The 13,400-nt window shown below is 60.5% G+C and carries 12 protein-coding genes; 9 read left to right on the top strand and 3 right to left on the bottom strand.

The annotated features are described in order from the left end of the window. Positions 1–17: 17 nt before the first annotated feature. From AAID99_RS03280 to AAID99_RS03255, 6 genes are all read left to right on the top strand, one after another. A complete protein-coding gene (locus AAID99_RS03280; RefSeq protein ID WP_188425316.1) occupies positions 18–635 on the top strand; it encodes a thioredoxin domain-containing protein in 618 nt (205 codons plus the stop codon). 128 nt (positions 636–763) lie between these two features. Further along, the gene (locus AAID99_RS03275; protein ID WP_498493136.1) at positions 764–5,278 is read left to right on the top strand and encodes an AAA family ATPase; all 4,515 of its coding nucleotides are present in this window, start codon (positions 764–766) and stop codon (positions 5,276–5,278) included. 93 nt (positions 5,279–5,371) lie between these two features. Beyond that, positions 5,372–6,088, top strand: a complete 717-nt coding sequence (locus AAID99_RS03270) for a metallophosphoesterase (protein WP_371869823.1) — start codon at positions 5,372–5,374, stop codon at positions 6,086–6,088. Next, on the top strand, positions 6,081–6,383 hold the full coding sequence (locus AAID99_RS03265) for a chorismate mutase (RefSeq protein ID WP_188425314.1): 303 nt from the start codon (positions 6,081–6,083) through the stop codon (positions 6,381–6,383). The genes AAID99_RS03270 and AAID99_RS03265 overlap by 8 nt, the downstream gene beginning before the upstream one ends. Positions 6,384–6,398: 15 nt before the next feature. Continuing rightward, complete coding sequence (locus AAID99_RS03260) at positions 6,399–6,914, top strand: SixA phosphatase family protein (protein WP_498493135.1); 516 nt, start codon at positions 6,399–6,401, stop codon at positions 6,912–6,914. Positions 6,915–6,954: 40 nt separating this feature from the next. Next, the gene (locus AAID99_RS03255; RefSeq protein ID WP_188425312.1) at positions 6,955–8,271 is read left to right on the top strand and encodes a citrate synthase; all 1,317 of its coding nucleotides are present in this window, start codon (positions 6,955–6,957) and stop codon (positions 8,269–8,271) included. 110 nt (positions 8,272–8,381) lie between these two features. Here the strand turns inward: AAID99_RS03255 and AAID99_RS03250 are convergent, their stop codons facing one another. Continuing rightward, positions 8,382–8,618: a hypothetical protein gene (locus AAID99_RS03250; protein ID WP_025841883.1), complete on the bottom strand. Its 237-nt coding sequence runs from the start codon at positions 8,616–8,618 to the stop codon at positions 8,382–8,384. Positions 8,619–8,796: 178 nt separating this feature from the next. Between AAID99_RS03250 and AAID99_RS03245 the strand changes: the two genes are divergently transcribed. Together AAID99_RS03245 and AAID99_RS03240 are read left to right on the top strand one after the other, a co-directional pair. Further along, positions 8,797–9,549: an orotate phosphoribosyltransferase gene (locus tag AAID99_RS03245; RefSeq protein ID WP_188425310.1), complete on the top strand. Its 753-nt coding sequence runs from the start codon at positions 8,797–8,799 to the stop codon at positions 9,547–9,549. A 1-nt stretch (position 9,550) separates the two neighbouring features. Beyond that, positions 9,551–10,378: a glutamate racemase gene (locus tag AAID99_RS03240; RefSeq protein WP_229719513.1), complete on the top strand. Its 828-nt coding sequence runs from the start codon at positions 9,551–9,553 to the stop codon at positions 10,376–10,378. Positions 10,379–10,408: 30 nt separating this feature from the next. Here the strand turns inward: AAID99_RS03240 and AAID99_RS03235 are convergent, their stop codons facing one another. After that, a complete protein-coding gene (locus AAID99_RS03235; protein ID WP_229719512.1) occupies positions 10,409–11,464 on the bottom strand; it encodes a polyprenyl synthetase family protein in 1,056 nt (351 codons plus the stop codon). A gap of 107 nt (positions 11,465–11,571) precedes the next feature. On the opposite strand from AAID99_RS03235, the gene AAID99_RS03230 reads away from it, so the two are divergent. Beyond that, positions 11,572–12,438: a tRNA1(Val) (adenine(37)-N6)-methyltransferase gene (locus AAID99_RS03230; protein ID WP_498493134.1), complete on the top strand. Its 867-nt coding sequence runs from the start codon at positions 11,572–11,574 to the stop codon at positions 12,436–12,438. A gap of 54 nt (positions 12,439–12,492) precedes the next feature. On the opposite strand, the gene AAID99_RS03225 is transcribed toward AAID99_RS03230, so the two are convergent. Then, a complete protein-coding gene (locus tag AAID99_RS03225; protein WP_188425308.1) occupies positions 12,493–13,266 on the bottom strand; it encodes an SDR family NAD(P)-dependent oxidoreductase in 774 nt (257 codons plus the stop codon). Between the last annotated feature and the right edge of the window lie 134 nt (positions 13,267–13,400).

The raw sequence follows: 13,400 nt of genomic DNA, 5'->3' as shown, positions 1-13,400 counted from the left end.
CAACGGGAGTGTTTTCCATGTCCGTCTACAGGCGCAGTTTCCTGGCAGCGATCCCTGCCCTCGCCCTCATGTCGAAAGCCCGCGCTGAAGACGCTCATACCAACGATATTCGCCTGACGCCGCGCACCCTGGGCAATCCCAAGGCACCGGTCACGGTCAATGAGTGGTTCTCGCTGACCTGCACCCATTGCGCCCATTTCGAGATGACCGTATTTCAGGAAGTGAAGGCGAAGCTCATTGATACCGGTAAGGTGTTCTACGTCTATCACGACTTCCCGCTCGACCAGATCGCGCTTCTCGGCGCCATGGTGGCGCGCTCGCTTCCCGTCGAGCGCTATGTGCCCTTCGTCAATTCGATGCTGTCGACGCAGGATCGCTGGGCTTTCGCCCGCGACGTCGATCCGAAAAAGCAGATCCAGCAGATGGCGGCCCTGGCGGGTGTTTCGGCCGATCAGTTCAAAAAGATCGATGCTGACGACGCGCTTCGTCAGGCACTCGTGGCGCAGCAGGATGCCGATCAGGCCAAATACAATATCGGCGGCACGCCTTTCTTCATGTTCAACGACAAGCCGTATAATCAGGAACTCCTGACCTTCGATGCTTTCGAGGCAGAAGTCAGGAAGGCTGGCGGCTAAGGCCGCATTCGGTTACATGCGCGGGCGGTACGGGCAGCACTCAGCCCGCGCCGCCATCGCATTGCGCTCCTGACGGCCTTTCACTGCCGCAGGGAAGAACGCCCAGAAGAGGACCCCGCTTTTCGCGTATGTCAGCCAAGATCACGCGCCTGCGGATAGCGGGTTTCAAGAGTTTCGCCGATCCTGCCACGATTGATATTCTCCCCGGGCTGACTGGCATTGTCGGCCCCAATGGCTGCGGCAAGTCCAATGTCGTCGAGGCCCTTCGCTGGGCCATGGGGGAAAGCTCGGCACGCGCTCTGCGCGGTGGCGAGCTCGACGATCTGATTTTCGCAGGCACAAGTGCACGTTCGGCACGGTCTCTTGCCGAAGTAACCCTCTGGCTCGAAGAGGCAACCGGCCTCGCCCCCGCTCCCTTCGCTGAAGCCGACGGGCTGGAGATATGCCGACGCGCCGAACGGGGTTCGGGGAGCGATTTCCGCCTTAACGGTCGCGCCCTGCGCGCACGCGATATCACGACACTTTTTGCCGATCTGTCCTCAGGCGCCCGAAGCTCTTCGATCGTCAGCCAGAACCGCGTCAGCGCGCTGATCAGCGCCAAGCCCGAAGAGCGCCGCTCGCTTCTGGAAGAGGCCGCGGGCATTACCGGCCTGCACGCCAGACGCCACGATGCCGAACTCAAGCTTCGTCAGGCTGAAAGCAATATGGAGCGATCGGAAGATCTGCGTCAGCAGATCGAGAGTCGCCTTGAGCAGCTCGAAGCCCAATCGACTCATGCACGCGCCTATCGAAATCTCTCTGAGGCGATACGCAATGACGAACAGGCCCTGTCCTGGGTAACGTACAGACGCGCCGAGCTTCTGGTGGAACGCACCACCGCCCTGTTGCAGGCAGCCGAAAAAGAGCGCGATGAGTCGGCTGCCGCAGCGAGCATGGCCGAACAGGAGCGCACTGGTCAGAAAACGCGCATCCTTGAACTGCGAGAGCAGGTCGAAACCCTGCGTGAAGCACGGGACAGGCTGCGCGTGGCTGCTGAAACCACGCGTGAGGCTTTGGCTCAGGCCCTCAATACAGCAGAGCAAAACGCACAGCGTCAGGCCCAGCTGCAAGCCGACCAGCAGATCGCCCAATCGCGCCTTGAGGAGGCACAGGCAAGGCATGCCGGGCTGACGGAGGCCATGACAGAACTCGAAACCCTTATGACAGGGTTTCCAGACAGGCTCGCGGAGCTGATGCAAACCGCGCAGGAAAGCGCCGCCGCGCTGGTCGCATCAGAAAAAACGCGTCAGGCCTTTTCGGAACGTCTCATCAGCGAGCGTATGGCAGCGCAGAGCCTGCAGGCAGAGCACGAGACAACTGCAAAACGGATCGCAGCCCTCAGCGAAGAAGAGCATCAGCTGGCGAAGGCGCTGGATGAGGTGAAATCCAGGCTCCCTGATGATGCCAGTCTTTCTGCTCTTCAGACGGCACTCGATGAAAAACGGCGCCAGCGCAGCGCTCTGGAAGAAGAAACAGCCAGACTGACCCGTGCCCAGCAGGATGCGCGTCTGGCGCTTTCACAGTCTGAGCAGGAAGCCGATCAGGCCGCCCGTGACGCCGGGCAGGCGCGCGAGACCCTCTCACGCCTTCAGACAAGGATGCAGGCGCTGGAGGCGCAGTGCACCCGGCATGAAGCCGAACTCGAATCCCTGACCCAAGCCTGCCTCAGCGAGGCGGAGCTTCTCGAACTCGAGACAACGGCTGCCCGGTTACTCACTGCGCGCGACAAGGCACGCCAGGAGGCCGAGCAGGCCCGGGCGACGGTGAGCCAGCATCAGCAGGCCCTCTCACATGCCGAGGCCGAGGCGCAGGGCGTTGCCCGGCAGCGGAGCCTGCTCCAGCGTGAATACGAACAGGCGAGTGAAGCGCAGGCCCGCCATGAGAGCCAGATAGAAACGCTCTCTGCCCAGCGTTGCGAACTCGACGCGCAGATGCCTGCTGCCAAAGCGCTCGAAGCCGCCAAAACGGCCCATGCGCAGGCACAAGCTGCCGTCTCGACCCTGACGGCACAGAGTGAGACCCTTTCTGCCGAACGCAATCTGAGCCGTCAGCAGCACGAGATGCAGGAAAAAGCGCGACGGGAAACGGCCGCCAGCGTTCTCGCCCTGCGCGCGCGTCGTGAAGCCCTGGCGGCGACACATCAGGCAGAGGCCCTGCCTTCGCCGCTGATCGACTCGCTCATTATTCCGCCGGGCCTGGAGCGTGCGATCGCCTCTGCGCTCGACGCGACACTCGATGCCTCGCTCGACGAAAACCAGAACCGCGCCTGGGCACAGCTTTCGCCCTTGGCGGCGCAGCCTCTCCCGCTGCCTGCGCAGAGTCTGCTGTCCCTGGTTGATTGTCCACCCGCCCTTCAGCGCTGCTTTGCGTCGATCGGGCTGGTCGATTCTGCCGAGGCCGGCGCTGCGCTCCACCAGAGTCTGTCGCCCGGCCAATGCCTCGTCAGCAAGGAGGGGGCCCTCTGGCGGTGGGACGGCTATCGTGAGGCCGCCAATCTGCCATCGAATGCCCTGAACCGCGTCGAGCATCTCAACGCGATCCGCGCGCTCGAAGCTGAGATTGAGCAGAAAGAGCGCGCACTCGCTCCGCTGACAGAGCTTGTGACGACACTCGAGCAGAAAGAGCGTTCTCAGACCGAGCAACTGGCCGAGTTGCGCGAAACCCTGCATCTGCAGGAAGCCGCACTCACGGCAAAACGCCATGATGAGACCATTCTTCTCACCCAGCGCGACCGCATCAGCAGCCAGCTCGATCGTCTCGACCAGACACGTGAAGAAGCCGCTATCCAGCGCGACGAGATGGCCAGACGCGTTGATGCTGCGAGAGAAGCGCTTGGGTCTCTCGCAGCGGAAAGCACGCTCAGGACGCAGATCGACAGCCTGCGCGAGACGCTCGCCAATACACGCCAGATAGCTGATCGCGCACTGAATGACGCCAGGCGTCTCGAATCGGACCATGGTGCCGCGCAGGAAAAGGCCACCCGCCTGAGACTGCAGGAAGAGTCCAACGCAACCAGATCGCGCACCCTGACGGCTGTACTGGCTCAGGCACGGCAGGATCTCGCCGAGATCGTCTCGCAAAAAACGCAGATCGCGCAGACAGATCACGACGCGGCGCTGACCCGATGCGCCGAAGCACGAGACAGACAACGTACGGTTCTGAAGGATTTCGACACACAGCTCAACGCATCCAGACAGACGCTTGAAACGCTCGGCAGGGAAATCGGCGCGACGGGAAGGGATCTGCAGACAAGACGCGACCTGAAGCTCAGCCTGACCAGTCGCCTCTCGGCGCTGCTGCCCCAGCATGATTCCGTGAAAAATGCCCGGGCTCAGGCAAAAGCACAGCAACGCGACCTCGCGCCCGTGCCTGACCTGACCCCCTTGGAGCAGGATTTCCAGAATGCACAGGCTCAGGAAGCGACCCATCGCGAAGAAAGCGCTCGCCATCAGGAAGCACTCCGCGAGGCAGTAGCCGCCCATGACCGCGCAAAACAGGAAAAAACGCAGCTCTCCGTCCGACTGAGTGAAAACAACACGCAAAGCCTGGCCCTGCAGGACGATCTGACCCGGCTTCAAGCCCGCGTCGCGCTCGGTGAGACGGAATGTTTGCGGAGCGATGCCGAGAAGACCCGCCTCGAGGCCGCATCGCAGGAGAGCATAGGCGCCCTTGAAACCGCCGAAGAGGCTTTCGACGGTGCTGCGGCTTCACTCGCCGATATCGAGGCCGCCCTTGAGACGCTGGCAGAAACGCGCAGGGACGCCGAGCAACGCTGCGCCTCTGCCAGAGAGAACGCCATCCGCCTGCAGGAACGCCTGACCCAGGCCTGTGGCCAGCTCGAGAAGCTCACGGAAAGTCGGGAGACCGCCCCACCAGAGGATTTCGACCTGCCTCTGACGGAGCAGAGCGAGACCACTCTCAAGCGACGCCTCAGCCGGGCCCTGAAGGAACGGGAAGCCCTCGGACCTGTCAATCTGCTGGCTGATGAGGAATATAACGAGGCCCGCAACCAGTCGGATCACCTGATGCGCGAGCATGAGGAACTGGGCTCGGCCATCGGCCGTCTGCGTGGCTCGATCAACATGCTGAAAAAAGAGGGGCGCGAGCGACTTCAGGCAGTGTTTGTCGAGGTCGACCGGCACTTCCAGTCCCTGTTCAGCCGCATGTTCAATGGTGGCAAGGCCCATCTTGGACTGGTCGGCAGCGATGACCCTCTTGAGGCGGGGCTGGAAATCTTTGCTCAACCGCCCGGCAAGAAACTGTCGACCCTCTCGCTTCTGTCCGGCGGAGAGCAGGCATTGACGGCGCTGTCGCTCATTTTCGCAACGTTCCGCTGCCAGCCTGCCCCGCTCTGCATTCTCGACGAGGTCGATGCTCCGCTCGACGATGCGAATGTCGAGCGGCTCTGCGGGCTGCTTAAGGATATGGCTGAAGAAGCAGATACGCGTTTTCTGATCGTGACCCATCACCAGCTCACCATGGCCCATATGGACAGGCTTTTCGGCGTCACGATGCAGGAGCGCGGGGTCAGTCAGGTCCTGTCCGTCGATCTCAGCCTTGCAACCTCCTTCGCTGAAACGGGTTCTCTGGCTGTGGTGTCGTGATCGAATGCGGTTATAACCATGTCTTTATTGTGTTTTCCTGCCGATACCGCCCATAATGGTCGATTGACGCCCTAGCCCAGAAAGGCCGATCCGATTTCCTTTTCGCCCCCTCATCTTCCCGATCTGTCGAAGCTGAGCGCCGGTCGCGGTCTGCGCGTGGTGGGCGATGTGCATGGCGATCTCACCGCTTTCGAACATGCGGTTGCAACCGATCGATTCATTATCCAGCTCGGCGATCTGGTGGATCACGGGCCTGACAGTGCCGGAACGTTGCGGCTCATGCTCGATCTGATCGATGACGGGCGCGGCCTGTTCATTCTGGGCAATCATGACCGCAAGCTGGGGCGCGCGCTCGAAGGCAGAAGGCTGAGACGCGACCCGCCTCTCGAGGAGACGCTGCGCCAGCTTTCGGGCCCGGTCCAGGCCGGTCTGCGCGAGCGTGCCTATGAGGCGATAGCCGAGGCCCCGGCATGGATCGTCCAGGGCAACATGATTTTCGTCCATGGCGGGTTTCACACCGATATGATGTTCGAAGCCCCGCCCCCGGCGCTCGGTGCCATGACCCCCCTGCTGTCACGCGCACTTTTTGGTGAAACCACAGGCCGTATGCAGCCTGACGGTTATCCCGAGCGCCGATTGCGCTGGATCGATCATATTCCTGCCGATCATATCGTCTATTGCGGTCATGACCGGCGCTCGACCGATGGCCGCCCCTGGATACGCGATGGACGCAACGGTGGTCGCGCCATCTTCACCGACCTTGGCGCCGGAAAAGGCGGCCATCTTGCCTGGATTGATCTGGATGTCTGAACAAGAAACACGCGCGCTCCTCGAACAGCATCGTCAGAGCATCGACAATATCGATGCGGCGCTGATCCATATGCTGGCAGAGCGCTTTCGCCAGACGCAGGCGGTAGGCGAACTCAAGGCCCGCTCGGGCCTGCCCGCTGCCGACCCTGCCCGCGAGGCACGTCAGATCGAGAGACTGCGCCAGCTTGCCTCTTCGGCCAGGCTCGATCCTGACTTCGCGGAAAAGTTTCTTGCCTTCATCATACGGGAAGTGATCCGACATCATGACTCAATTGCCGGGCGCAGCCCGCGCTGAACCGGAGAGCGTGACATGACGGCGCATCATCTCATCCTCGTCAGACATGCGCAGGCCACGCACGACCTGTTCGGCGTTCAGGACCGTGACCGCCCCCTGACGGAGCGGGGCGCACAGGACGCAGAAAGCCTGGGCGAAAAGCTTGCAGCCATCGGGATCGATTTCTCAGGCGCCCATCTGTGGCACAGCACGGCCAGACGTACGACACAGACTGCCCAGGCCATTGCCGGGCGCCTACCGTCATCCTGCGTCGTGCATGGTCTCGATGCGCTTTACGATCTCGATCTCTACGGTATTCTCGAACTGATTCGCGAAACACCCGGCGCGGTCAAAACGCTGATCATCGTGGGGCACAACCCGGCAATTGCCGAGACCTGTCGTCATCTGGCAAGCGATGCGATTGACGGGCCAATCGCCCGGGAATTGATGAAAGGGTACGAGCCCGGCACCACGGCCCTGTTTACAGTCATCTCCGACTGGGCCGGTCTTTCACCCAATACGGCGACACTCGGCACCGTACTTCACCCATAAGTTGATTGCCTCTTCCTGGCTAAATTCCTAAGGCACGTCCATGGCTGATCACGACACAAACGGATCCACTCCCGAAACGGCGACCCTCAGCATAGGCGAGCGCTCTGCCGTATTTCCGATCCTCAAGGGCAACCTTGGCCCTGATGTGATCGATATCCGCAAACTCACTGCCGATACGCAGATGTTTTCCTTCGATCCCGGCTATGGTGAAACGGCGTCCTGCCGCAGCGCCATCACCTTTATCGATGGTGACGAAGGCGTGCTGCTGCATCGCGGCTATCCGATCGAGCAACTGGCGACCGAAGCGAGCTTTACCGAGACGGCTTATCTGCTGGTCTATGGCGAGCTGCCCACTCGTGAGGATTACGAACGCTTCCAGCAGGATCTGAAAGAACAGGCTCTGCTTCATGAGCAGATTCGCAATTTCTTCAATGGCTTCCGTCGCGACGCCCATCCCATGGCTATTCTCTGTGGCACCGTCGCAGCGCTCTCGGCCTTCTATCCCGATGCCGTCGACATCTCGCACGAGGCCTCGCGTGATCTCTCCACGCGTCGTTTGATCGCGAAAGTGCCCACCATCGCGGCATGGGCCTATAAATATACGGTTGGTGAGCCTTTCGTTTATCCTGACAATAATCTCAGCTTTTCAGAAAATTTCCTGAAGATGCTGTTTGCCAAGCCGAACGCTGAATACAAGGTCAACCCGGTTCTGGCGCGTGCCATTGATCGCATTCTCATCCTGCATGCCGATCATGAGCAGAATGCCTCGACCTCGACCGTGCGCCTTGTCGGCTCGACAGGCTCGAACCCGTTTGCCTGCATCGCAGCCGGTATCGCAGCGCTCTGGGGCCCCGCCCATGGCGGCGCGAATGAAGCCGTTCTCGGCATGCTGGCGCAGATCGGCACGCGTGAGAACATCCCGTCCTTCATCGCCCAGGTAAAGGACCGCGAGAGCGGTGTGCGCCTGATGGGCTTTGGCCATCGCGTCTACAAGAATTTCGACCCGCGCGCGAAAATCATGGAGCAGACCTATCACGAGGTCGTGGCCGAGCTTGGCCTCAAGCATGACCCGATGTTCGATCTGGCCGCAGAACTCGAAAAAATCGCCGTCAACGATCCCTATTTCGTGCAGCGTCGGCTCTATCCGAATGTCGATTTCTATTCAGGTCTGATCCTGAAGGCGATGGGCATCCCGACTTCGATGTTCACCGTACTCTTTGCTGTGGCGCGCACGGTAGGCTGGGTCAGCCAGTGGCGCGAGATGATCGAGGAACCCGGCCAGCGTATCGGCCGCCCTCGCCAGCTTTATGTGGGTGAAGCCCGTCGCGACTATATTCCGCAATGCCGACGCAGCTGAGCGGCGTCACGCCCTGATACGAAAAAAGCCGGAGATTTCTCTCCGGCTTTTTCTTTGCCTGGGCCAGAAAGCCCGGGCATCATGTCTTCGGTGAAAAACCAGACCGAAGGCTAGCAGTCACATCCGGGTGTGGCGCCCTTGTCCTGACGGACGATATGGTGGTCGATCCATTCCGAAACCAGACGACGTGCTTCGTTCAGCGAGGCTTCGGGATGGTGAATGCGATAAAGGGTCGTGCATGCGGTAAAAGCCTGAATATCAGGCTGGCCCACATCCCGCAGCTCTTCATACGCTGTGATAACAGCGCGTTCGCACTTTCGGGAAATGCGGTTGAGGTCAACAGTCACGCAAACTGATCCTAGTTGAGAATTATTATCAATTAGCGCATTGTAAATCTTTTCCGATGGTAAATGCAAGCATCGCCTATCGAACGAAAGCGCGAGGATTTTCTCTTCTTATTTCTCTTACTTTTCTCGTTAAGGACGGATAATCCTGCACGCCAGTAAGATCATGGAGTAATAACAGATGGCTCTCAGCAACGAGATCAACGGTGGCGCAGTCCGTCAGACACAATGGGACCGGGACGCTGCGCTCACGACGGCGCGTATCCTGCTTGAAATCAAGGCCATCAATTTCCGCCCTGAAGAGCCCTACACCCTGACCTCGGGCTGGAAGTCGCCTGTCTATATCGACTGCCGCAAGATCATTTTCTTTCCCCGCGCCCGCGCCAAGATCGTCGAACTGGCTGTCGAGAAGATCGGTCGTCATATCGGCTATGAGAGCATCGACTGCGTGGTCGGCGGTGAGACAGCCGGCATTCCGTTTGCCGCCTGGATTGCAGACCGCATGATGGCCCCCATGGCCTATGTGCGCAAAAAGCCCAAGGGCTTTGGCCGTAACGCCCAGATCGAGGGCGATGTGCCGGAATCAATGCGCACCCTTCTGGTCGAGGATCTGACGACCGATGGGGCCTCCAAGGTCCGCTTCGCCAATGCCCTGCGTTCAGCAGGGGCGATCATCGATCACACCTTTGTCGTCTTCTTCTATGGTGTGTTCCCCGGCGCCCAGAAGACCCTTGCCGACATGAATGTCTCGCTGCATTCGCTCTGCACCTGGTGGGATGTGCTCGAGGCCTGCTCGGGCGCGAACTACTTCTCCGAAAGCGACATCCATGAGGTCCGTCGCTTCCTTGAAGATCCCTGTGGCTGGTCGAAGGCCCATGGTGGTGTGGGCGGTGCTGAAGAAGCCGCGGCCCTCAAGGCCAAGGCGGAAGGCTGATTTGTCTCTCCCTCCGGGACGTGTGCTTGCCTTTGACTCGGGCATTGGGGGGCTCGCCGTTGTGCAGGCCCTGCGCACGACCCTGCCGGAAGACACGCGCATCGACTATCTCGCCGATAACGCGCTGTTTCCCTATGGCGAGCAGGAAGATTCCCTGCTGGTCAGGCGTCTTCTCTCCCTCATGGAGGAGCGCATTGCCCATCTGCGCCCCGATGTCGTGCTTATTGCGTGCAATACTGCCAGCACGATCGCGCTGGATGCGCTCAGAGCCCGGTTTGACGTGCCGTTCGTTGGCTGCGTACCACCGGTGCGCTGGGCGGCCCGAGTCAGCCAGAGCCGTGTCTTCGGGCTTCTGGCGACGCGAGGCACGGCGAGACGCCCGTATCTTCGCAGCCTGAGAGACAGCTACGCGGCTGATTGCGAAATGATCGTGCATGGCGCCCGCACTCTGGCAGATCTGGCAGAGCAGGCCTTTCTCGGCCGGCCTGTCGACGATGCTCTGGTTGCCGGAGAATTACGCCATCTGTTCGAGGCCCCTCAGGGGCAGAAAATCGACACGATTGGCCTCGGCTGCACGCACTACACGTTTCTGACCGATGCCTTCCTGCGTCTCTGCCCGCCGGATATCAACTGGCTCGATCCTGCCCTGCCTGTCGCCCAGCAGGTCAACCGGGTGCTCGAAATGCGTCGTGAGCAACCCGGACGCAGGGACCTGCCTGAAAGCCTTACGCTGACCGGGCCAGCCGCCGATAGTGCGGCGCTGAAACAGGCGATTGCCCGGCTGGGCTATCACGACATCACTTTGCTGGAAGGCGCGCTCACGCCCTGAGAGCCGCCTCCTGACAGGCGGCGGAAAGGCTCAGTTGACGCGGCTGACCGTGTAGGAAGCAGCATCGATCATCAGCTGCCGTATCGGGCTGTCAGGGAAGATGGATAGCGCCTCGATGGCAGCATCGGCATAAACGCGCGCCCGGTCGATCGTTGTCTGGATGGCACCGCGCTTCTCGATGAGGCCGAGCGCATGGGGCAGATCCTCATCGGTCTGCTCTCCGGTCTCGATCACGCGCAGCCAGAAAGCGCGTTCGGCTTCGTCCCCGGCCTGGAAAGCCGCGAGTACCGGCAAGGTGATCTTGCCCTCACGCATGTCGTCACCGACGGTCTTGCCCAGAACCTGTTGGTCGGCGGCATAATCGAGGGCGTCATCGACAAGCTGGAACGCCATGCCAAGATTGGTGCCATAAGCATCGAGCGCAGCTTCTTCCTGCTCCGAGCGGTCGGCAACCACTGCACCGACACGGCAGGCTGCGGCGAAAAGCGCTGCCGTCTTGCCGTGAATGACTTCGAGATATTTTTCGATAGGAGTGGAGAGATCATTCTGCGTTGCCATCTGCAGCACTTCGCCCTCGGCGATGGTTGCAGAGGCCGCAGAGAGAATGGCCATGACCTTCAGCGATCCATCAGCGGTCATGAGCTGGAAAGACCGGGCGAACAGAAAATCGCCAACAAGAACCGATGCCTTGTTGCCGAAAACCGCATTGGCCGAAGCGAGGCCACGGCGCAGGGTGCTTTCATCAACAACATCATCATGAAGCAGCGTCGCTGTGTGGATGAACTCGACGCAGGCAGCAAGACCGACATGACGCTGGTTCTGTGCCGAGGGCTCGTATCCACAGAGCCGGGCTGAGGCGAGTGTCAGGAGCGGGCGCAGCCGCTTGCCACCGGCCGCAACAAGATGCGCACCAAGCTGGGGTATAAGCGGCACGGGGCTTTGCATGCGCGCGACGATCTCGCGATTGCAGGCCTCCATATCCTCTTTCAGAAAGGCCGAGAGCGCGTGCAGGGCCGAGCTTTCACGACTTGATTCGCCGGACCCGTCTTGTGTCTTGATATCGGTCACGCTGTCGGCAGCACCCAAGGCAAATCTCCACTTCAAACTTGGCCACTGACGACCCTGATGCAGTATAAGGCACGAGCCGGGCTTCCTGCCGGCGCTAAGAAACACCGTGGCAGAAATCGAACTTCATGCATGACCCAGCCAGACCGGAAGACCAGTTCTCGGACAGTCCAAACCATATGAGCGGCGCTGCGCCCACGGTCAACCCGGCCACCCTAAAAGCTGAGGCCGCAGCAGTGACGACAAGCGAGACGATGGAAGGATATCTGCTCGACCGTCGTGTGCGTTACAGACAATTCACCCAGGGCTACCGCACGGGAATCGAACCTGTCCTGATGGCAGCTTTCGTTCCGGCCCAGCCAGGACAGAGCGTACTGGAAGCCGGTTGCGGCGCGGGGGCCGGGCTTCTCTGCCTCACCTCGCGCTGTCAGGATGTCAGAGGGGTTGGGCTGGAAGCCGATGGAGCGACCGCGCAACTGGCCATGCAGAACATGCGTGACAACGACTGTGCCACGCGGGTGACGATCCTGCATGGCAGCATTCCTGATATCCCGCCTGCCCTGCGGCAACTAACCCCAGGCGATAATGGCCGTTTCCATCACGCCATGGCCAATCCCCCCTGGCATCCGGCTGATCATACGAGTGCCAGCGATGCCAGGAGACGTCTCGCCATGACAATGCCGGAAGGCGGCTGGGAAGAATGGATCACCACACTGGCACGCTGGGTGCTGCCCGGCGGTAGCCTGACCCTTGCGCTCCCGGCATCGGTCGTCGACCGTGCCTGCGAAGCACTGCGCCATTCGGGCTTCGGAAGCCTCACCTTGCTGCCACTTTGGCCCAAGCAGGGACGCGCGGCCAAGATTGTTCTCCTGAGGGCCATACAGGGCGGCAGAGGGATGTTTTCCCTCCTGCCCGGTCTGGTGCTGCATCGCGACGAGGGGGGATATACCGCGCAAAGCGAAGCTATCCTGCGCGAGGCGAACGCTCTCTCGTGAGGAGCCTCCCCCAAGACCAGCTGACGGGAGGCCGTGAGGCCTCCCCGATATCCATCAGCGTGGCGTGAAGACCGAGGTGCCACCACCATCGACGACAAATTCCGAGCCTGTGAGATAGGCCGATTCATCAGCGGCAAGAAAGACGATCATGTTGGCGATGTCGGCGACATCGGCGAGGCGACCGAGCGGGTTGAGATGACGCCCCAACTCGTCCGCACTCACGCCAAGTGTCTTTTCGGCATAATCGGCCATAGCCGTTTTGACATAGGTGGGATGCACCGAGTTGACGCGGATATTCTGCGGCGCCAGCTCCGCAGCAAGATCCTTGGTCATGATCCTCACCGCCCCTTTGGAGGCGCCGTAAAGCGCATGCCCGGTCGAGCCCCTGAGACCGGCGATAGAGGAGAGATTGATGATTGCGCCCCCTTTGCGCTCTGCAAGATAGGGCACGACATGCTTGGCACCAAGAAAGACACCCGTGACATTGATCGCCATCAGGCGGTTCCATGTCTCGAGCGTGATCTCGGTAACGGGTGCGATAATGTAGATACCCGCGTTATTGACCAGCACTTCGATGCCGCCGAAACGCTCTTTCGCCTGGGCGTAGGCGGCGAGCCACTGCTCTTCTGATGTGACATCGTGCTGCAGGATCAGGATATCGCCCCCTGCCTGCCTTACGAGAGTCTGGGTTTCTTCCAGCCCGCTCATATCGACGTCGGTCGCAACGACTTTCGCCCCCTCCTCCGCAAAAAGGAGTGCCGTGCCACGCCCGATTCCTGCGCCAGCCCCGGTGATGAATACGGTCTTGTTTTTTACGGTGACAGCCATTTTGTTCCTCTCCGGATCATGAAAATCACGGCAGAAGAAGAACGTTCAGAACCAGACCCAGGTTCTGACACCATTACTTGATATGATCACACAGAGATCACGCCATTTCTTGATCGGAAACAAGAGTTCCGCAT

Source organism: Asaia sp. Ae19-3 (assembly GCF_059801175.1).
This window is presented reverse-complemented; position numbering and strand designations above follow the sequence as displayed.

Coding starts and splice junctions, on each gene's coding strand:
- AAID99_RS03245 (WP_188425310.1), top strand. CDS start 8,797: ATGGCTCTCAGCAACGAGATCAACGGTGGCGCAGTCCGTCAGACACAA.
- AAID99_RS03255 (WP_188425312.1), top strand. CDS start 6,955: ATGGCTGATCACGACACAAACGGATCCACTCCCGAAACGGCGACCCTC.
- AAID99_RS03260 (WP_498493135.1), top strand. CDS start 6,399: ATGACGGCGCATCATCTCATCCTCGTCAGACATGCGCAGGCCACGCAC.
- AAID99_RS03225 (WP_188425308.1), bottom strand. CDS start 13,266: ATGGCTGTCACCGTAAAAAACAAGACCGTATTCATCACCGGGGCTGGC.
- AAID99_RS03280 (WP_188425316.1), top strand. CDS start 18: ATGTCCGTCTACAGGCGCAGTTTCCTGGCAGCGATCCCTGCCCTCGCC.
- AAID99_RS03230 (WP_498493134.1), top strand. CDS start 11,572: ATGCATGACCCAGCCAGACCGGAAGACCAGTTCTCGGACAGTCCAAAC.
- AAID99_RS03265 (WP_188425314.1), top strand. CDS start 6,081: ATGTCTGAACAAGAAACACGCGCGCTCCTCGAACAGCATCGTCAGAGC.
- AAID99_RS03275 (WP_498493136.1), top strand. CDS start 764: ATGTCAGCCAAGATCACGCGCCTGCGGATAGCGGGTTTCAAGAGTTTC.